Origin of the sequence: Acidocella aquatica, assembly GCF_030160635.1 — a bacterium.
Classification (GTDB): domain Bacteria; phylum Pseudomonadota; class Alphaproteobacteria; order Acetobacterales; family Acetobacteraceae; genus Acidocella; species Acidocella aquatica.
Genome location: NZ_BSOS01000006.1, coordinates 32022 through 51274, shown reverse-complemented (window position 1 = coordinate 51274; position 19253 = coordinate 32022). Strand labels below are relative to the sequence as shown.

Annotated in this window: 15 protein-coding genes; 13 read left to right on the top strand and 2 right to left on the bottom strand. The window is 64.5% G+C overall.

Features of this window, described 5'->3' with window-relative positions; genetic code table 11:
- Positions 1–250: 250 nt before the first annotated feature.
- From QQJ84_RS01685 to QQJ84_RS01625, 13 genes are all read left to right on the top strand, one after another.
- Entirely contained in the window at positions 251–1702 is a 1452-nt protein-coding gene (locus tag QQJ84_RS01685) for an aldehyde dehydrogenase family protein (protein ID WP_284256182.1), read from the top strand.
- A gap of 23 nt (positions 1703–1725) precedes the next feature.
- The gene (locus tag QQJ84_RS01680; protein WP_284256181.1) at positions 1726–2814 is read left to right on the top strand and encodes an NAD(P)-dependent alcohol dehydrogenase; all 1089 of its coding nucleotides are present in this window, start codon (positions 1726–1728) and stop codon (positions 2812–2814) included.
- A 46-nt stretch (positions 2815–2860) separates the two neighbouring features.
- Entirely contained in the window at positions 2861–4081 is a 1221-nt protein-coding gene (locus QQJ84_RS01675; protein ID WP_284256180.1) for an acyl-CoA dehydrogenase family protein, read from the top strand.
- Between the two features lie 64 nt (positions 4082–4145).
- Positions 4146–5300, top strand: coding sequence for an acyl-CoA dehydrogenase family protein (locus QQJ84_RS01670; RefSeq protein WP_284256179.1), 1155 nt, complete (start codon positions 4146–4148; stop codon positions 5298–5300).
- A 222-nt stretch (positions 5301–5522) separates the two neighbouring features.
- Entirely contained in the window at positions 5523–7466 is a 1944-nt protein-coding gene (locus tag QQJ84_RS01665) for a type VI secretion system Vgr family protein (RefSeq protein WP_284256178.1), read from the top strand.
- A 21-nt stretch (positions 7467–7487) separates the two neighbouring features.
- Positions 7488–8081 (top strand): DUF6931 family protein, encoded by a 594-nt coding sequence (locus QQJ84_RS01660; protein WP_284256177.1) that lies wholly within the window; start codon positions 7488–7490, stop codon positions 8079–8081.
- Positions 8078–9601: a type VI secretion system-associated FHA domain protein TagH gene (gene tagH / locus QQJ84_RS01655; protein ID WP_284256176.1), complete on the top strand. Its 1524-nt coding sequence runs from the start codon at positions 8078–8080 to the stop codon at positions 9599–9601. The genes QQJ84_RS01660 and tagH overlap by 4 nt, the downstream gene beginning before the upstream one ends.
- Complete coding sequence (tssJ, locus tag QQJ84_RS01650; RefSeq protein ID WP_284256175.1) at positions 9598–10044, top strand: type VI secretion system lipoprotein TssJ; 447 nt, start codon at positions 9598–9600, stop codon at positions 10042–10044. Before tagH ends, tssJ begins: the two co-directional genes overlap by 4 nt.
- Before the next feature lie 62 nt (positions 10045–10106).
- Positions 10107–11438, top strand: a complete 1332-nt coding sequence (tssK, locus tag QQJ84_RS01645; RefSeq protein ID WP_284256174.1) for a type VI secretion system baseplate subunit TssK — start codon at positions 10107–10109, stop codon at positions 11436–11438.
- Positions 11439–11482: 44 nt separating this feature from the next.
- On the top strand, positions 11483–12889 hold the full coding sequence (icmH, locus tag QQJ84_RS01640) for a type IVB secretion system protein IcmH/DotU (RefSeq protein WP_284256173.1): 1407 nt from the start codon (positions 11483–11485) through the stop codon (positions 12887–12889).
- An 8-nt stretch (positions 12890–12897) separates the two neighbouring features.
- Positions 12898–16437 (top strand): type VI secretion system membrane subunit TssM, encoded by a 3540-nt coding sequence (tssM, locus tag QQJ84_RS01635; RefSeq protein WP_284256172.1) that lies wholly within the window; start codon positions 12898–12900, stop codon positions 16435–16437.
- 1 nt (position 16438) lies between these two features.
- Complete coding sequence (gene tagF / locus QQJ84_RS01630; protein ID WP_284256171.1) at positions 16439–17005, top strand: type VI secretion system-associated protein TagF; 567 nt, start codon at positions 16439–16441, stop codon at positions 17003–17005.
- A gap of 6 nt (positions 17006–17011) precedes the next feature.
- Positions 17012–17731, top strand: a complete 720-nt coding sequence (locus tag QQJ84_RS01625) for a PP2C family protein-serine/threonine phosphatase (protein WP_284256170.1) — start codon at positions 17012–17014, stop codon at positions 17729–17731.
- A gap of 269 nt (positions 17732–18000) precedes the next feature.
- Here QQJ84_RS01625 and QQJ84_RS01620 read toward each other — a convergent pair whose 3' ends face one another.
- Together QQJ84_RS01620 and QQJ84_RS01615 are read right to left on the bottom strand one after the other, a co-directional pair.
- Positions 18001–18663, bottom strand: coding sequence for a M91 family zinc metallopeptidase (locus tag QQJ84_RS01620; RefSeq protein ID WP_284256169.1), 663 nt, complete (start codon positions 18661–18663; stop codon positions 18001–18003).
- Between the two features lie 97 nt (positions 18664–18760).
- Complete coding sequence (locus tag QQJ84_RS01615) at positions 18761–19246, bottom strand: Hcp family type VI secretion system effector (protein ID WP_284256168.1); 486 nt, start codon at positions 19244–19246, stop codon at positions 18761–18763.
- Positions 19247–19253 lie beyond the last annotated feature (7 nt).

The window sequence follows — 19253 nt, the reverse complement described above, 5'->3', positions numbered from 1 at the left end:
GCATTTCGCTGCCTTACGCGGGCGGCCTCCAACCGGCTGATTAGGACACGCGCCGCCGCCAGTCCATCACAAAAGAACACTACCTAACTATGAGTTGATGTATGTATTATTGACCCATTTTGTATGCTGGTGTATGAATTTTACGCCCGAAAAACAAAACCGCGGAAATCGCCGGATGAACGACCCCCCTGGCGGTAAAGCCGTCCACGCCACCGCCTAATTGAACCTTATTTTTAGGGAACCAACGCCAATGCCCGACGTCATCGTTTCCGAACAGCCCGAGGATTTGCTGGTTAATGGCATGATCGAGGTTTTCGACCCCGCCACGGGTGAGAAAATCGGCGCCGTCCCCGGCTGCGGTGAAGCCGAAATCAACGCCGCCGTGCGGGCTGCGCGCGTCAGCTTCGACTCTGGTATCTGGAGCGGCCTCAGCGGCGCGGCCAAAGCCCGTATCCTCTGGCGCGCGGCTGATCTCATCGAGGCCCGCCTCGATGAACTCGTCACCCTGGAGACCCGCAACAACGGCATGCCCCTCCCCCTCGCCCAATACACCATCCGCAACGGCGCGGAGACCTTCCGTTACAACGCCGGCTGGTGCACCAAAATCCACGGCCTCACCGCCGACGTCGTCACCGACGGCGCCATCGGCGGCGGCCGCACCGAATACCACGCCTATACCCGCAAGGAGCCGATGGGTGTGGCCGGTCTCATCACCCCCTGGAACGTCCCCATCGGCATGGCCTGCGCCAAGCTCGCCCCGGCGCTGGCCGCAGGGTGCAGCGTCATCATCAAACCCGCCGAGGAAACTCCGCTCACCACCATCAAAATCGTCGAAATCCTGCATGAGGCCGGAATCCCCGCGGGCGTCGTCAACCTCGTCACCGGCTACGGCCACACCGCCGGCGCCGCCCTCGCCGCCCACCCGGACGTCAACAAAATCGCCTTCACCGGCTCCACCGAGGTCGGCAAGCTCATCGTCAAGGCCGCCACCGGCAATCTCAAAAAAGTCACCCTGGAACTCGGCGGCAAATCGCCCATCCTGATTTTTGACGACGCCGATCTCAGCAAGGCCATCCCCGGCGCCGCCATGGGCATTTTCGCCAACTCCGGCCAGGCCTGCATCGTCGGCTCACGCCTCTTCGTCCACCGCAAGGTGTATGACCAGGTGGTCGCCGGCATTTCCGCCATCGCCCAATCCATGGTGCTCGGCAGCGGTCTCGACCCCTCCACCCATCTCGGCCCGCTCATCACCGCCAAGCAGGCCGGCCGGGTCATGTCCTACATCGAGGATGGCCGTGCGGAAGGTGCGCAAATCGTCACCGGCGGCCACCGCGTGGAGCGTCCCGGCTATTTCGTCGAACCCACAATCATCACCAACGTGCGTGAGGACATGCGCCTCTTCCGCGAGGAAATCTTTGGACCCGTCCTCGCCATCATGGCGTTTGACGACGAGGCCGAGGCACTGCGTATCGCCAACGACACCTCCTACGGCCTGGCCGCAGGCGTCTGGACCCGCGACATCGGCCGCGCCCACCGCCTCGCCAAAAAACTCCAGGCCGGCACCGTCTGGCTCAACTGCCAGCTCGCCAACGACCTCAGCATGCCTTTTGGCGGCTACAAGCAATCCGGCTGGGGCCGCGAGAATGGTTACGAAGGCGTCGATGCCTTCCTGCAAACCAAATCCGTCTTCGCCGAACTCTAAAATCAAAAACCAGGGAACAGCCGATGCAAATCCAGGCCGCCGTCGCGCGTGAAATCCACGGCAAGCTCTCCGTTGAAACCGTCAACCTCGCCAGCCCCACCGCTGACGAAATCCTGGTCAGGCTCGCCGCCACCGGCGTCTGCCACACTGACCAGGCCATCATCGAACAGATCATGCCACTCCCCTTGCCGCTCGTGCTCGGTCATGAAGGTGCGGGCATCGTCGAGGAAGTTGGCGCCAACGTCAAAGGCATCGCGGTGGGTGACCACGTCGTCCTCACCTTCGCCAGCTGCGGCCACTGCCACCAATGCGCGGACCACCACCCCTCCTATTGCGACCACTACGCCCCGCTCAACTTCGGCACCCGCCGCCCCGACGGCACCCCCACCATCACCGACGCCTCCGGTAGCGCCATCGGCGGCGCCTTCTTCGCGCAATCCTCCTTCGCCACCCACGCGCTGGCCTCCCAGAGCAACGTGGTCAAAGTCCGCAAAGATGCCCCGCTGGAACTCCTCGGGCCGCTCGGCTGCGGCCTCTCCACCGGCGCTGGCACCATCTTCAACGTCGCCAAACCCACGCCGGACACCACCATCGCCATCTTCGGCACCGGCGCGCTGGGCTGCGCCGCCATCATGGCCGCCAAATCGCTCGGCGTGAAACGCATCATTGCGATCGACCGCGTCGCCAGCCGTCTGGAACTTGCCCGCAAACTCGGCGCGTCGGACACCGTCGATACCTCCCGGCAAAACCTCGCCGACGCCCTTAAAGCGCTGGGCGGCGTGGACTTCGCGATGGACACCTCCGGCGTGCCCAAACTCATCGAAGCCGCCGTCGCCGCCCTCAAAGTCCGCGGCACCTGCGCCGTGCTGGGTGCCAGCTCGGAGTCTGACCTTCACCTCAGCGTCCTGCCCCTCATCTCCGGCCGCTCCATCCGCGGCGTCACCAACGGCGATTGCGACCCGCAGGAGCTCATCCCAAAACTGGTTGACATGTACCTGGCCGGCACCTTCCCTTTCGACCAGCTCTGCGCCTTCTACTCACTGGCTGAAATCAACCAGGCCTTCGCCGACTCCCAGTCTGGCAAAACCATCAAACCGATCATCCGTTTCTGAATCATTCAACCAAAGCCTGCCACAAGACGAAAAGGGTAAACGCCGTATGACAACCAACGCGCTGGTCAAGGAACTGGAAGACTTCATGGTCTCACGGGTCATCCCCGCTGAGCCCACCATCCACCACCAGCTGGCGGCCGCGAAAAACCGCTGGACCTACCCGCAGGTCATGCGCGAGCTGCGCGCCGAGGCCAAGGCGCGCGGCCTTTGGCTGTTCCCGCTGCCCGAGCGCCTCGGCGGCAAGGGGCTCAGCCTTACCGAATACGCCCCGCTGGCCGAACGCATGAACTGGTCCAACTACGGCCCGGACATTTTCAACTGCTATTCCGGCACCATCTCGAACGCCACCATCCTGGACCAGACCGCCAGCGCCGAGCTGAAAGACCGCTACCTCTCCCGCCTGCTGGCCGGTGATGCCCGCTCCTGCATCAGCATCACCGAGCGCGACGTTCCCTCCTCCGACCCCACCGACCTTAAATTCGCCGTCACCCGCAACGGCGATGACTATGTGCTGAACGGCGTGAAATCCTGGGCCACCGGTGCGGCCATGGAAGAATGCGAATTCATCCTCCTGCTCGGCGCCACCGCGCCAGAAGCCGCCCGCCATGCGCGCCACTCCCTCATCCTCGTCCCCGCCAATGCGCCCGGCCTCACCAAGGGCCGCATCGAGACCGTGATGGGTTTCGATGACGCCCCCTACGGCCATTGCGACCTCATTTTCGACAACGTGCGCGTCCCCGTCACCAACCGCCTCGGCAACGAGGGCGAAGGCTTTGCCCTGGTCCAAACCACGCTCGGCGTCGGCCGCATCCAGCTCGGCATGGGCTGCGTCGGCGCCGCCGAGCGCGCCTTGCAGGAAATGTGCAGCTGGGTGGAAACCCGCGTCATCGGCGGCCGCCCGCTGGTGGAACGCGGCGTCGTCATGGATGCCATCGCCCGCTCGCGCATCGAAATTGACCAGGCCCGCGCCTTCCTCGTCTACACCGCCAATCTCGTCCAGACCCAGGGCATCAAGGCCGCCCGCTCTGAAGTCTCCCAGGCCAAGGTCCTCGCCCCCGAAATGGCCGTACGGGTCATCGACCGCGCCATGCAGTTCCACGGCGGCGCCGGCTTCAGCTATGACACGCCGCTCGCTGAAATGTGGGCGCACCAGCGCACCGTGCGAATTGGCGAAGGCGCTGACGAAGTCCACCGCGAACTGGTCGGCAAATTCGAACTCACCCGCCAGCGCGCCTTCCGCGCCGCCAGCAAGCCCGCCGCACAATAACTCAAAGCTTCAAAAGCCAACCAAACCGGCGGCGTCCCGCCGGGCATGAACAGGGGAAATGGGTATGAGTCTTCTCACAAGCGCCACAGAGAGCGTCTACGGCGAAGATCTGGAAATGTTCCGCGACACCTTGCGCGCGTTCTACCGCCGCGAAGTCGAGCCGAACGTCAAAAACTTCGAGGTCGACGGCGTCGGCCATGACATCTGGCGCAAGGCTGGCGCCGCCGGCCTGCTCGGCACCTGCGTTCCCGAGGAATACGGCGGCGCTGGCGATAAGGGCCTCTCCATCGTCATCGGCGCCGAGGAACTCGGCTACTCCCCCGCCGGCGCCTCGGCCGGTGCCTTCCTTGGCACAGATATCTGCACCCTCTTCCTCGCCAGCCACGGCACGGAAGAACAAAAACAACGCTGGTTCCCCACCATCATCTCCGGCGACACCGTGCAATGCATGGGCATGACCGAACCAGAATCGGGCAGCGATGCCGTCGCCATCCGCACCACGGCCGTGCGCGACGGCGGCGACTACGTCATCAACGGCTCCAAATGCTTCATCTCCAACGGCGCCAAGGCCGACCTGCTCTACATCATCGCCAAAACCGACCCCGCCGCCCGCGCCAAGGGCATGAGCATCATCCTTGTCCCCACCGGCACCCCCGGCCTTACCCAGCGCCGCATGAAGACCATGGGCTACGCCGGCGGCGACACTGGCGAGATCTTTCTCGACAACGTCCGCGTCCCCACCGCCAACCTCCTCGGGCCAGAAGGCGGCGCGCTGCGCATCTTCCAGACCCAGATGGCGCTCGATCGCATGCAGGTCTGCTCACGCTCGCTCGGCGCCGCCAACCAGGCTTTTGAGATGACTCTGGAATATGTCCGCAACCGCAAAATCTTCGGCCAGCGTATCATCGACTTCCAGAATACCCAGTTCAAACTAGCCGAAATCGAAACCGACCTTGCCATCGGCCGCGCCTACATGGACGATCTGGTGCGCAAATACCAAAAAGGCACGTTTGACGACCGCGACGGCTGGCGCGCCAAAATCTGGTTCCCCGAAATGGAGTTCCGCACCCTGGACACCTGCGTGCAGCTCTGGGGCGGCAACGGCTGGATGGACTCAAACCCGATCTCGCGCATGTTCACCGCCGCGCGCGTCCAACGCATCTATGCTGGCGCCACCGAGCTGCAAAAATCCCTGATGGGCCGTGCCTATATCAAGTAATACCCGCCCCCGCCCCACATGAGCCAGAGCGCGATGATGGCAAAATCATCGCGCTCTTTTCATAACATCCATTACGCCGCCGGTGCCCTGCCAGCCGCGCTCCGCCTGGCCGCCAAAACTTCCCCTCAACGTGGTCCTTGCTTTATGTTACCGTTTAGGAGAGTTTAACGCGAAATCCTGGGGCAGCTCACCGCCCCCGGATCATTGATGCAGGGATGAAATATGAGCGCCACCATAGACATCCTCTCGATCACGACGCCGCTCCCCGCCACCTCTTTCGGGGTATCGGGCATCAGCGGCGAGGAAGAGCTGAACCGCCCCTTCAGCTATACGGTGAGCCTGCACTCGGGAACCGCCCTGCTCGACCCCAACAGCCTGCTGGACCAGCCGGTCACCATCACGCTGGCCAACCCCGAGGGGCATGGCCGCTATATCAGCGGCATCGTCTCCTCGGTCCGCCAGATGCCCTATGCTTCAAATGCTCTATGGCGCTACCAGCTCACCGTCGTCCCCAAGCTCTGGTTCCTCGGGCAGACGCAGGATTGCCGTTTCTACCAAAAAATGACCGTGCCAGACATCATGGCGGTGATTTTCGGGAAATTCAACGTCACCTACACCTCGAAGCTGCAAAACACCTACACCGCGCGCGACTATACCGTACAATTCAACGAATCCTACCTCGATTTCGTTCAGCGCATGCTGGAAGACGAGGGGATTTTCTATTTTTTCACGCATGATGCCAGCGGCCACACGCTGATACTGGCCGACAGCAACACCGCGTTTCAGCCGATCACCCTGCCCTCGGTCATCCTGGATCAAACCGGCCAGGGCTTCGGCACGATGAACACCTGGGAACAAACTGACAGCACAGCCATCGGCTCCGTCCGTGTCGATGACTACCGCATGGATACCAACAGCCTGGCCCCCGGCGCGATCACGGGAACCGAGACCACCGTGCTCAAGGCCAGCGCGGCAAACCAGCGCACGCATTACACCTGGCCGGCGGTGCGCGGCACCACGCAGGATGCCCAGGCGCGCGCCAAATGGCGCATGCTCGCGGCCGAGGCGGCGGCGCAGACGCTGAGCGGCAGCGGCCAGATGCCGCATTTCATCTCCGGGGGTAAGTTCTCACTCACCAACGATCCGCTCAACAACGGCGATCCCAGCGACTATATCATCCATTCGGTCTCCTATCAGGTGAGCGACACCTCAGACGGCTCCAGCGGCAGCGGCGGCAGCTCCATTGCCATGAGCTGCCGGGCCATCCCCGCGGCAACGCCCTACCGCGCCGAGCCCACGGTCGCGCCGCCCATCATGTCCGGGCTCTATTCGGCCAAAGTGATCGGGGCTTCGAGCGAGGAGATCTACACCGATACCGATGATTTTGGCCGCATCCAGGTGCAGTTCCCCGCCGACAACCAGGGCGACATCACCACCGAGAAAACCCTCTGGGTGCGGGTTGTGCAATCATGGGCGGGCAATAACTGGGGCATGCAGTTTATTCCGCGTATCGGCATGGAGGTTGCCATTGCCTTCATGGAAGGTGACGTCAATCACCCCGTGGCAGTCGGCTGCCTCTACAACAGCGACAATTCGCCAACCTTCGCCGCCGCCGATAAAAACAAAAGCGGCCTGCGCACGCATTCAACCAAAGGCGGCGGCACCAGCAATTTCAACGAACTTTCATTCGACGACACAATGGGCAGCGAGGTTTTCTTCCTGCACGCCGAGAAAGATTACAAACTGGAAGTCGAACACGACCAGACCCTGACAATCCAGAACGACCGCAATCTCACCGTCACCAAGGACGAAACGGTCAAAATCGACGGCAAAAAAACCGACACGGTCAAAGGCGACCATACCCTCACGGTCAGCGAGGGCAATCTCTCCACCACGGTCAGCCAGGGCAATGAATCCCTCACCGTGAGTACCGGCTCCATCTCGCACACAGCCGGGCAATCCATCACACTTCAGGTCGGCGGCAACACGCTGGTCATCAATACCTCCGGCATTACCCTCACCGTCGGCGCCAACTCGGTTCAACTCTCTGAATCCGGCGTCACCATCAACGGCATCCAGGTCAACATCACCGGCCAGGCCTCAACCGGCGTCACCGGTACCGGCATGCTGAATCTGACCGGCGGCCTGGTGAACATCAATTCATGACGATAGCAGTTTGAGGACGCCATGAGTGCCACAAAAACCAACAAGCTCTCCGCCGCCGAAGTCTCCAGCGTGCTGCAACGCTGCAGCCTGCCGCCCGAGGCCGAGGTGCTGACCGCGGGCCTGGGCGATCTCATGAGCATCATCCAATCCCTGGCCAACGCCGGCTTTCTGATCGAGGCCACCCGCGTGTTCGCTCATGCGCTGCCCAAACGCGAGGCCGTGTGGTGGGCCTGCATGTGCGCAACCCACACCCCCGCCGCGCAAATCCCCCCGCAGGACATAAAGATGCGCGAACTCGCCGAAACCTGGGTGCGCCAGCAAAGCGACGAGGTCCGCCGGGCCGGCATGGAGGAAGCCAAACGCGCCGGCTTCAAAAGCCCGGAATCCTGGGCCGCCGTCGCCGCGTTCTGGAGCGGCGATTCGGTTACGCCCCTCAACACGCCCCCCGTTCCCGCCCCGCCGCATCTCACCGGCGTCGCCGTCGCTGGCGCGGTGGCGCTGGCTTCCGTGCGCGGCGAGCCCAACCGCCAGCGGCAACGCCTTGCGCTGTTCCTGCAGTCGGCCCAAGATATCGCCGGCGGCGGCCCAGGCCGGCTGCCCGTGGAGGCGGCATGACCCTCACACTCAGCGTTCTACGATGCCCTGACACCGTTCCCCCGGAAACCAAGCGCATCACGGGCGGCGAGCTGCGCATCGGCCGCGGTCACGATAACGACTGGATCATGCCGGACCCCGAGCGCATGCTCTCCAAAAAACATTGCGTCATCGCCTACCGCAACGGCGGCTGGGCAATCGCCGACACCAGCACCAACGGCACCTTCCTCAACAACGAGCCTGACCCCATCGGCCAGGGCCAGATCCGCAATCTTGCTGATGGCGACCGCATCCGGCTCGGCGCCTACGAGATCGAGGTGCGCATCGCCGAGGAACAGGGCTTTGGCGCCGCGCCCGGTTTCGGCGCCAAATCATCATCCCCGTTCGACGACCCTTTCGGTGACGACGTCTTTGCCCAAAAACCAGCACCCGCCGAGACCTTCACCTCATCGGCCTTCGGCAACGACCCGCTGTTCGGTGGCCCGCCGCCGCGCAATTCGGTCACCATGCCCAACCAGTTCGACCCCCTGGCCCCGGCATCGGACGATGATTTCTTCAGCGCGCCGACACAGCCCGATCATTCGCAATCCTTCAGCGATGCGTTCAAGCCGCCCCCGGTCAAGCAACAGTTGCTGCCCGATGACGACTGGGACCTCGGCTTTCCCGCCGCTGCGCCCAGCCAGCCGCCAGCACCACCGCCGCCGCCTGAGCGCATGTTCACCTCACTTGATACCGGCCCTGACAGCGGCTTTGGCGGCAGCGCGTCTCCCTTCGCCGAGCCTGCCGCGCCGCCCGCGCCAATACCCGCAGCGCCGCCGCAACCCAACCCGTTCGAGGAAGACCCCTTCGCACCTAAGGCTCAGCCCCAGGCCCAGCCTCCGGCACAGCCCCCGCAGGCGCCCCCCGCCGCGCCGGTCATCACCCTGGCGCAGCCCATTGCGTCAGCTACGCCAGATGCAGCGCTCACCGCCTTCCTCGAAGGTGCCGGGATGCACGGCGCGCGGCCGGAGAATGCCGAGAGCACCATGCGCGCCATCGGCGCCGCCTTCCGCGCCACCGTCTCGGGCATCCGCCAGGCGCTCATCGCCCGCGCCGAAATCAAAGGCGGCTTCCGCATCGAGCAGACCATGATCCGCTCGCGCGGCAACAACCCCCTGAAATTCTCCGCCGATGACGACGACGCGCTGAGCGCCCTGCTCGGCATCGGCCGCCGGATCGACATGAAGCCCGAGGCCGCCGTCGCCGATGCTCTGCGCGACATGCGCCTGCACGAACTGGCAACCATGGCCGCCATGCAGGATGCAGTGCGCGCCCTGCTGGCGCAGCTCGACCCAGCCCGCCTGCGCGCCGAAGCCGATGAACAAGGCGGCCTCGCCGTGCTGCCCACACAAAAAAAGGCCCGTGCTTTCGAGGCATACGAGAAACTTCACGATAGCGTCACACGCGCGCTCGCCGATGATTTCGACAGCGTATTCGGCAAAACCTTCGCCCGCGCCTACGAGACTGCTCTGCGGGACATCAGCGCCAGGGAGCCATCATGAAAAAGCTCATCGCCGGCCTGCTTCTCCTGGCGCTGGCCGGTTGCGCCGCGCCGCCACCCCCACCGGCGGTTTTGTCGCTCACCATCACCGGCAGCGCCGGGCAGAACCCTGACCCCGCCGGTCACGGCACCGCCGTGGCCATCCGGCTCTACCAGCTAACCGCCACCGGCAAGTTTCAATCCACCGATGTCTATTCCCTGATGAACCAGGAATCCACTGTACTCGGCACCGATGAAGCCGGCGCCTCCGAACAGATTTTGCTCGCGCCCGGACAAAGCCTGAGCGAAACACGCAGCCTGAAACCAACCGTCACCTCGCTCGGCGTGGCGGTTCTCTTCCGCGACATCAACCATTCCACCTGGAAACTGGTGGCGCCTCTCGCCCCCAGCGGCACCACCGCTTTGACCTTGCGAATAAATGGATTAACCGCGACACTGCAATAAGTAATGAATTGACCGGCTGAACGGTAAATTTAAGGGGATTTGAACTTTATGCGAGGCCGCCCGTGAGCTGGACCAACCGCGTTGTATGGCAGGAGGGGATGTTCCTCCGCTCGCAGCATTTCCAACAGCAGGATCGCTGGCTGGAAGCCTTCGTGCGCGGCCGTGTCGCGGCGCTGCGGCCCCATCCCTGGGGGCTGACGCAGATCACGCTCGATAAAGACCTGCTCGGCACCGGGCGCTTTGCCATCGCCGCCGCCGCCGGCGTGTTCGAGGATGGCACACCCTTCTCCCTCCCCGGCGAGACCGAACACCCCGCCCCCTTCGAGGTGCCCGACAACACGCGCGGCGTGCTGATCCATCTGGCCCTGCCAATCCGCCAGAACGGCGCTGTGGAAATCGCCGCCGCCGATGGCAGCGCCGAGGGCCGCTACAAGGCGCAATCCTTCGAAGCCTACGACACCCATTCCAGCTCACCCCAGGCCGCCGAACTGCTCGTCGGGCGGCTCAAGCTGCGCTACCTGCTCGATACCGACGACCGCGGCGGTTATCTTTGCATCCCCCTCGCCCGCATCATGGAGGTCTCCTCCGACAAGCGCGTAACCCTGGATGACAACTGGCTACCACCCGCGCTGGTCTGCAATGCCGTCCCGCCGCTGGCCGGGCTGATCACCGAATTCGCCGGCATGATCAACCAGCGCGGCGAGGCGCTGGCGGCGCGGGTGAACGCGCCGGGCGCGCGCGGCGTCGCCGAGGTCGCTGATTTCATGCTGCTGCAGGCCATCAACCGCTGGCAGGCGCTGCTGCAGCACTGGGCCGACGCCGCCAACATCCACCCCGAGACACTCTACGCCGCCTACGTTGAAATGGCCGCTGAGTTCGCCACCTTCACCGATGCGAACCGCCGCCCCAACGCCTACCCCGGCTACCGCCACGAGGATCTGCAGCGCAGCTTCGCCCCGGTCATCGCCGATCTGCGGCGTTCGCTCTCCTCGGTCATCGAACAAAACGCGGTGGCGATCCCGTTGCAGGAGCGCCGTCACGGCGTGCATGTCGGCCCCATCAACGACCGCAACGTGCTGCGCGCGGCCAATTTCGTGCTCAGCGTCCAGGCCGATGTCCCCACCGAAACCTTGCGCCGTCTGTTCCCCGCGCAGGTCAAAATCGGCGCGGTCGAGCATATTCGCGAGCTGGTGAACGTCGCGTTGCCCGGCATCGCCGTGCGGCCGATGCCTGTCGCCCCCCGGCAGATCCCCTTTTACGCCGGGGCCACCTATTTCGAGCTGGACCGCAACAGCCCCCATTGGCAGCAGATGCAAACCTCCGGCGGCTTCGCCATTCATGTTTCCGGCGAATTCCCCAACCTGCGCATGGAACTTTGGGCGATCAAAGGCTGAGCTTTTAAAACGTAAACGCGTGCATCGACGAGGATTGTAAGACGATGACCGATAATCCCTTCTCCGAACCGGAAGATTCCGACCGCACGATCATCCGCCCGATGCCCGGCGGCAAAAAACCCGCGGCCCCCGCAGCGCCACCACCCGGCGCCTCACCGTTTGATGCGCCAGCCGCCCCCTATGCGGCGCAACAGCCCGCCGCGCCGCAATACGCGCCCCAGCCCGCCCCCCGCGCGGCCAGCGACGCGCCGGAGAGCATCGGCATGGGCGGCTCGCCGCTCATCGCCGCCGCCGGCCCGCTGCTGCAATTGCTGGCCCGGCTGCGCAACACCCTGAACGCACCCGACTCCGGCGACCTGCGCGAACGCGCGGCCCGCGAGATCCGCCGGTTCGAGGAGGCCGCCCGCGCCCAGAACATCCCGATGGAACAGCTCCGCCCCGCCCATTACGCATTGTGCGCCAGCCTGGATGATGTGGTGCTTGCCACTCCCTGGGGCAGCCAGGGCGCCTGGGCCGCGCGCTCCATGGTCTCCACCTTCCACCAGGAAGTGCGCAGCGGCGAAAGGTTTTTCGACGTACTGACCCAGTTGCGCCAAAACCCCGGCAACTTCCTCCCCGTTCTGGAGCTGATGTATTTCTGCCTCTCGCTCGGCTACATGGGCCGCTACCGGCTCTCGCCCCGCGGCCCCGCTGAAATCGACAAATTGCGTGAGGATACCTACGCCGTCATCCGCCGCCTCCGCCCCGCCGGCGAAGCCGCCCTCTCGCCGCACTGGCAAGGTGTCACCGCCCCCTACCGGCCCAGCCGCTTCTCCGTTCCCGTCTGGCTGGCCGGCGTCGCCGCTCTCGGCGTCCTCGCAATCCTCTACGGCGCCTTCCTGTTGTCTCTCGGCCGCCAGTCGGACGCCCAGTTCGAAGCCGCCGTCACTGCCCCGCCCAGCGCCCTGCCCGCCATCGTGCGCGCGCAGCCGGTGGTGGCGCCGGTTGAACCCGCCGCCCCCGGCCCCACCATCCTCGACCGCATCAGCGGCTTCCTCTCGCCCGAGATCGCCGCCGGCAAGGTCAGCGTGCTCGGCACCGTCAACACGCCGGTCGTGCGCATCAACAACCAGGGCCTCTTCGGCAGCGGCAGCGCCGTGGTTGAGGATGACGATGTGCCCCTGCTGCAAAAAATCGGCACGGCCCTGGGCCGCGAGACCGGCACGGTGGTGGTCACCGGCTACACTGACAACCAGCCGATCCACACCCTGCAATTCCCCTCCAATTTCGAACTCTCCACCGCCCGCGCGCAGGCCGCCGCCGCGATCATGGACCAGACCATCGGCGATCAGAGCCGCATCACCGCGAAAGGCATGGGCGCCGCCGACCCCGTCGCGCCGAACGGCACCGCGGCCGGCCGGGCACAAAACCGCCGCATCGAAATCGTGCTTAACCACGCCATCCAGAACTGAGCGAACCCATGAGCAAAGTCTTGAGTTTTCTTGCCTCCCGCTGGTTCCTCAGCTTCATCGGCGCCGCCGTGCTGGCGGCGCTGGTCTGGTTCTTCGCGCCATTCGTCGCGGCGCTGGCCGGGTGGGTCATCCGCCTTGTCATCATACTGGTCATTTTCGCCGTCTGGCTTGGCATCAACCTGCTGCTCAGCCGCCGCCGCGCCATGCGTGAGGCCCAGCTGGCGGCAGGCGTCGCCGCCACCGGCCCCGCCGCGCGGGACACCGCCGCCGCCGAGGAACTCGCGGCCATGGGCGAGAAGCTCAAAACCTCGCTGGCGCTGCTGCGCAAGGCGCGCGGCACCAAAGGCTACATCTATGAGCAGCCCTGGTACGTCATCATCGGCCCGCCGGGCGCCGGCAAAACCACGGCCCTGCTCAACGCCGGCCTCAAATTCCCGCTCGCGGCAGAGCTTGGCCAGGGCGCGGTCGCCGGGGTCGGCGGCACGCGGCTGTGCGACTGGTGGTTCACCGAGGACGCGGTGCTGATCGACACCGCCGGCCGCTACACCACCCAGGATTCCGATGCCAGCGTCGATAAGGCCGGATGGGAAGGCTTCCTCGACCTGCTCAAGCGCACCCGCGAGCGCCAGGCCCTCAACGGCGTCATGGTCGCCATCTCCCTGGCCGACATCGCCTCCGCCCCGCGCGAGGAGCGCTTGGCCCATGCGCGCGCCATCCGCAAGCGCATCAAGGAGATCACCGAGCGCCTGAACCTGAAGCTGCCGGTCTACGCACTGCTCACCAAGGCCGACCTTCTGGCCGGCTTCACCGAATTCTTCGACAATCTGGACGCTGAAAAACGCGGCCAGGTCTGGGGTGTCACCTTCCCGGCGGAAGGCGGCGGCCAATCCGGTCCCGCCGGTGCCTTCGCCGGCGAATTCAGCGCCCTGGCCGCAAGGCTGGACGAACGCCTGATCGACCTGCTGCAAGGCGAGCGCAGCCCGGACCGCCGCGCCCTCATCGCCGGTTTCCCCGCCCAGGTCGCCAGCCTGGCCGCGCCACTGAACGAGTTCATGCAGGAAGCCTTCGGCGGCTCCTCACTCGACCCCGCCCCCTATCTGCGCGGCGTTTACATGACCTCCGGCACCCAGGAAGGCACTCCGATCGACCGCCTCACCGGCGCCCTCGCCCGCGCCTTCGGCATTGACCAACGCCGTGCGCCAAGCCTGCGCGCCGCCTCCGGACGCAGCTATTTCCTCAGCCGCCTGCTGCGCGATGTCATTTTCAACGAGGCGATGCTGGGTAGCGCCAACCCAGCCGCCACGCGCAAACGCCTCATGCTGCGCGCCGGAGGCTTCGCCGCCGTCGGGATGGTGTTTCTCGGCCTGCTCGCCGGCCTGGTGGTCAGCCGCGCGCATAACGCCAGCGCCATCGCCGCCAGCAACGCGGCACTGGCCACCTACACCACGACCGCCCAGGCTCTGCCGCTGAACCCGGTGCAGGACCCCAACATGCTCACCATCCTGCCCATGCTGGACCAGGCACGAGACATGCCCTTCAGCCAGGGTGACACCAGCGCCCACGGCGGCATGGGTTTCGGGCTGAACCAGAGCGGCAAGCTCCGCGCGGGCGCCTCCGCGCTCTATCACAACGCGCTCGACAACGCGATGCTGCCCCGGCTGATCCTCCAGCTCGAATCCGAAATGCGCGGCGGCTTCGACCGGCCGGAGTTCCTCTATCAGGCCACCCGCGTCTACCTGATGCTGGGCGGCCAGGGCCCGCTCGACAAAACCCTCGTCGAAGCCTGGATGAAACTGGATTGGCAACGGCTCTACCCCGGCCTCGCCGCTCAGCCGGTGCGCGATGACCTGATGCAGCACCTCGTCGCCCTGCTTGGCGCCCCGCTGCCGCCGGTCCCGCTGGACGGCGCGCTGGTGGAATCCGCGCGCGCCACCTTCAGCCGCGTCTCCGTGGCCGAGCGCGTCTATTCGCGCATCCGTGACTCCGCCGCCGCCGCGCAAATGGCGCCCTGGGTTCCAGGCGATGCCATGGGCGCCGCCGGCGCCGGGCTGTTCACCCGCGCCTCCGGCAAACCGCTGACCGAGGGCGTCCCCGGCTTCTACACCCCCACCGGCTTCCACCTCGTGCTGCTGCCCGCCCTCACCCACGCCGCGCAGGATGTGGCGAATGAAAGCTGGGTGCTCGGCACCACGCAACAGGTCGACCCCAACAGCCCTGACATGCTCAACCTCGAACAAAACGTCATCAAGCTCTACGAACAGGATTACGAGACCCAGTGGAACGCCATGCTGGGTGACCTCAACCTCGCCCCCGCCAGCAACATTGGCCAGGCAACGCAGAACCTCTATGTGCTTTCATCCCCGCAATCGCCAATGCAAAAGCTGCTGAGCAGCATCGTCACCCAACTCCAGCTCTCCAAAGCCCCGGCCCTGCCTGCCGGCGCGCAGGCCGCCGCCACCAAGGCCCTGCCCGGCGCCTCGGCGGTCAGCGCCGAAACCGCGGCTCTGCAAGGCCTGATGACCCCCGCCGCCACCGGCGCCGCCCCCGCGCTGCCGGGCGCGGAGGTTGATGCCTATTACGCACCGCTGATCAACTACGTCGGCACCGGCACCGGCGCGCCGATTTCGCTCACCCTCAACCTGATGAACAGCCTGCAGCAACAACTGGCGCAGCTTGCCGCCAGCGTTCCCGGCAGCGGCGCGCCAGCCGCCCCGGCCGCCGGGGGCGACCCCGCATCCCTGCTCCAGGGCGAGGCCGTGAACGATCCGCAGCCCGTCTCGCGCTGGCTGCAAACGCTGGTCGCCAACGCCAATGCCCTGCGCGGCGGCAGCGCCGCCCAGGCGGCGGCGGCGGCCTTCAACGGTGCCGGTGGCCCCGGCCAGCTTTGCGTACAGGCCGTCGCCGGGCGCTACCCGTTCGTGCCATCCTCCAGCACCGACATCCCCCTGGGCGATTTCTCGCACCTCTTTGCCCCCAACGGCATGATCGACACCTTCTTCTCCCAGCAGGTGCGCCAGTTCGTTGACATGTCAGGTCCCACCTGGCGTATTCAGGCGGTCAACGGTGTCACCCCGCCGATCAGCCAGGGCGCCCTGGCTGAATTCCAGCGGGCCGAAAACATCAAGCAACTCTTCTTCGCCTCCAGCGCGCAACCCGCGGTGCAGTTCAGCATCACCCCCACCTCTCTCGATGCCGGCGCCGCCCAGGTCTCCATCGAACTCGGCGCCCTCACGGTCAGCTACGCCCACGGCCCGCCGGTCCCCACGCAGATTTCCTGGCCGGGAACCGACGGGATGCAAACCGCCCGCCTCATCATCACCCCGGCCGCTGGCGGCAACCCGGTTGAGATCGACGCCTCCGGCCCCTGGGCCCTCTTCCGCCTGTTTGCACAGGGCAGCCTGACCGAGGCCGGCTCCTCCGACCAATATACGCTCACCTTCAACCAGGGCGGCCACACCGCCAGCTTCAGCATCAGCGCCAACTCCGTGCTCAACCCCTTCGCCCCCGGCGTCCTCACCGATTTCCGTTGCCCGAGCCTGCACGGATGAGATGATGGGAAATTTCCGCCCCGCCAGCACCGGCTTTTTCGGCAAGCTGCCCGCCAAGGGCGATTTTGTCCGCGCCAACCTGCCGGAGGATTTCATCGCCCCGCTCGACACCTGGTGCCGTGAATGCCTCGCCGCCTCCCGCCAGGCATTGGGCGAGAGCTGGGAAACCGCCTGGATGACCGCGCCCATCTGGCGCTTTCTCCTCCCCCCCGGCGCCTGCGGCGCTCAGGCCGTGCTCGGCGTCTGGCTCCCCAGCGTTGACAAAGCCGGCCGTCACTACCCCTTCATCCTCTGCGCCCTGGCCCCCTCAACCACCGAGCTTGAAACCGGCGGCCTTTGGGCCGATGCCGCCGAGGCAGCGGGATTATCCGGGATCGTCGAGGACACCCCCCACGGCACCATCGCCCGCATCCTGCAAATGCCCGTGGCGGACAGCACCCTGCCGGCACCCGGCTGGTGGACCGAGGGCAGCCCTCTCGTCAAACCCCGGCGGTTCGAAATTTCCGGCCTGCTGCCGCCCGGCCAGTCCGGCGCGATGTTGCGTGACCCAGAACCGGCGGAGTCCTGAACCATCATGTCCACAACCAGATCCTGGGCCATGACCGACACCGGCGCCGTCCGCAAACATAACGAGGACAACATGCTCTCCCGGCCGGACCTCGGCCTCTGGGTCGTCGCCGACGGCGCCGGCGGGCACGATTCCGGCGAAGTCGCCTCCGGCATGATCGTCGATGAACTCGCGCGCCTGCCAGCACATCTCACCAGCTCCGAATTATTGTCCGAAGTGCGGCTCACGATCAGCAGCGTTCACGCTGCCCTGCGCGCGCAAGCCGCCCAGCGCGGCGGCCATAGCATGATCGCCTCCACCTTTGTCGCGCTGATCATCCGCGACCGGCATTTCGCCTGCCTCTGGGCCGGTGACTCCCGCGCCTACCTGCTGCGCGGCGGCGTGCTCCAACAAATCAGCCGCGACCACAGCCTGGTGCAGGAGCTGGTCGACAGCGGCAACCTCGCCCCCGAGGACGCCGAACGCCACCCCCATGCCAACGTCATCACCCGCGCCGTCGGCTCAGACTCCGACACGCTGGACCTCGACAAGGTAATCGGCCAGACCGAACCCGGCGACAGGTTTTTGCTCTGCAGCGACGGCCTGAGCAAAACCTTGTCCGAAGCCGAAATCACCCAACTGCTCGGCGCGCCAGACGGCGTTCCGCCGCCGGAACTGCTCATCGCGGCGGCGTTGGCGCATCGGGTGAATGATAATGTGACGGCCGTTGTGGTGGAAGTTTTTTAAAATATCGAGTCGCCACATAAGGAAAACCGGCTCAAAACATAACCGGCCTGCTCTATCCGCGGCTCCAGAGCGCGATCACATGAAGTTGCCCCGCATGAGCGGGCCAAAACGTGAATCGTCCTCAGAAAAATGGCTGGAGAATGATCAAACTTAGAGCATTCAGCGAATAGATGAATACTCTAAGTTTGTGTTTGAGCGCGCAATTTCATACGTTTAGCTTGAACGCTCTGCGTCAATCCAAACGCATATTGCTCTATAGCGACCACGCCCTAGTAATCTATCCGCGGCGGCAGACCAAACATCTTACGGAACGTGTTCTCCGTCATTAATTCATCCGCGTAGATGCCAAGGCCGGTTGTCCAGAGCTCCTCGACATTATCCTTACGTGTCCCGGTCACATGATGAAGTGAGTGGATCAACTCGTGCGCAAGCACGATAAACGAGGATGTTGCCTCACCCTTGCCTGTTATAATCTGCGCATTCGTATATTTCATGATCGAGACGGTGCCGGTACCATTGCCTGCCGCCATGATATCCACAGCTTCGGCGCAACTGCCACCAGCGATATGAAACGGACAGTCCTGGATATTATGTGAAGCTGCCGTGGAAGCCGTCAGGGATTTTTCCATCCCCCTGCCCGTGAAGGCCATTTTGTAGCCTGACTGGGTGAAGGCCACCGATGTTGGCACCATCACCACATTAATGCCTTTACTGAATTTGATGGCCTTGACCTCAGCGCTGGCATTCCCAAGGGCTGACCGGCTACGAGGTCTTGCATCAGCAATTTGCTTAAGGAGTTCCCGGCCGACTTCTCTTGTCGCGATGCGCCTGAGGTCCTCAACAACCTGAGACACAAAAAACGGTTTTGCAGAGGGATCATACTGCACGGCAAAGCCCGGGAATTCGGGTAATTTTTTACTAACGGTACCCATCACGACACCCCTTTGCTTTAATCGGCTTCAATCTTACGATCAGGTTGATGAAACACGAGAAAACCGGCGCTTTCGCGCCGGCCGCTCTCGATTGGAATCAGCTCATGACCTGCGTTGCAAGGTCGTAGGTGACAGGGAACGCGGTACCGGCGGTGCCGTCCGAATTCTGCGGAATGATCTTGGTTTCGATCTTGGTAAAGTTGAGCGAAATCGACTCCGAGGGTTTGTCCCCGCCGCTGCTGATACTGTAGCCGGAGAGCATCACGTCCGAGAGCGTGTACTCCAGATAGGTTACGCCGCCGCCGCCATCGGTCCGCACGAACGAGATCACCGCGGTCGCCTTACCAGCGCCGCTATAGGCTTCCTTGATCAGATTTCCTGAGGCCTCGTCGAGGACCTTCGTCAACACGATTTCCGACACGCTGGGCGTCGAGGCTTCACGGTTGCTCGACCCGCCAGTTGGCGAACCAACACCACGGCCAATACCGAACTGAAAGGAATTAACCTCGAACTGTTTTTCATAGCCTTTTGTGGTCACACCGCCGTCGATCGCTGGGGAGGTGTATTTTACATAGATCGCCATAATTTAG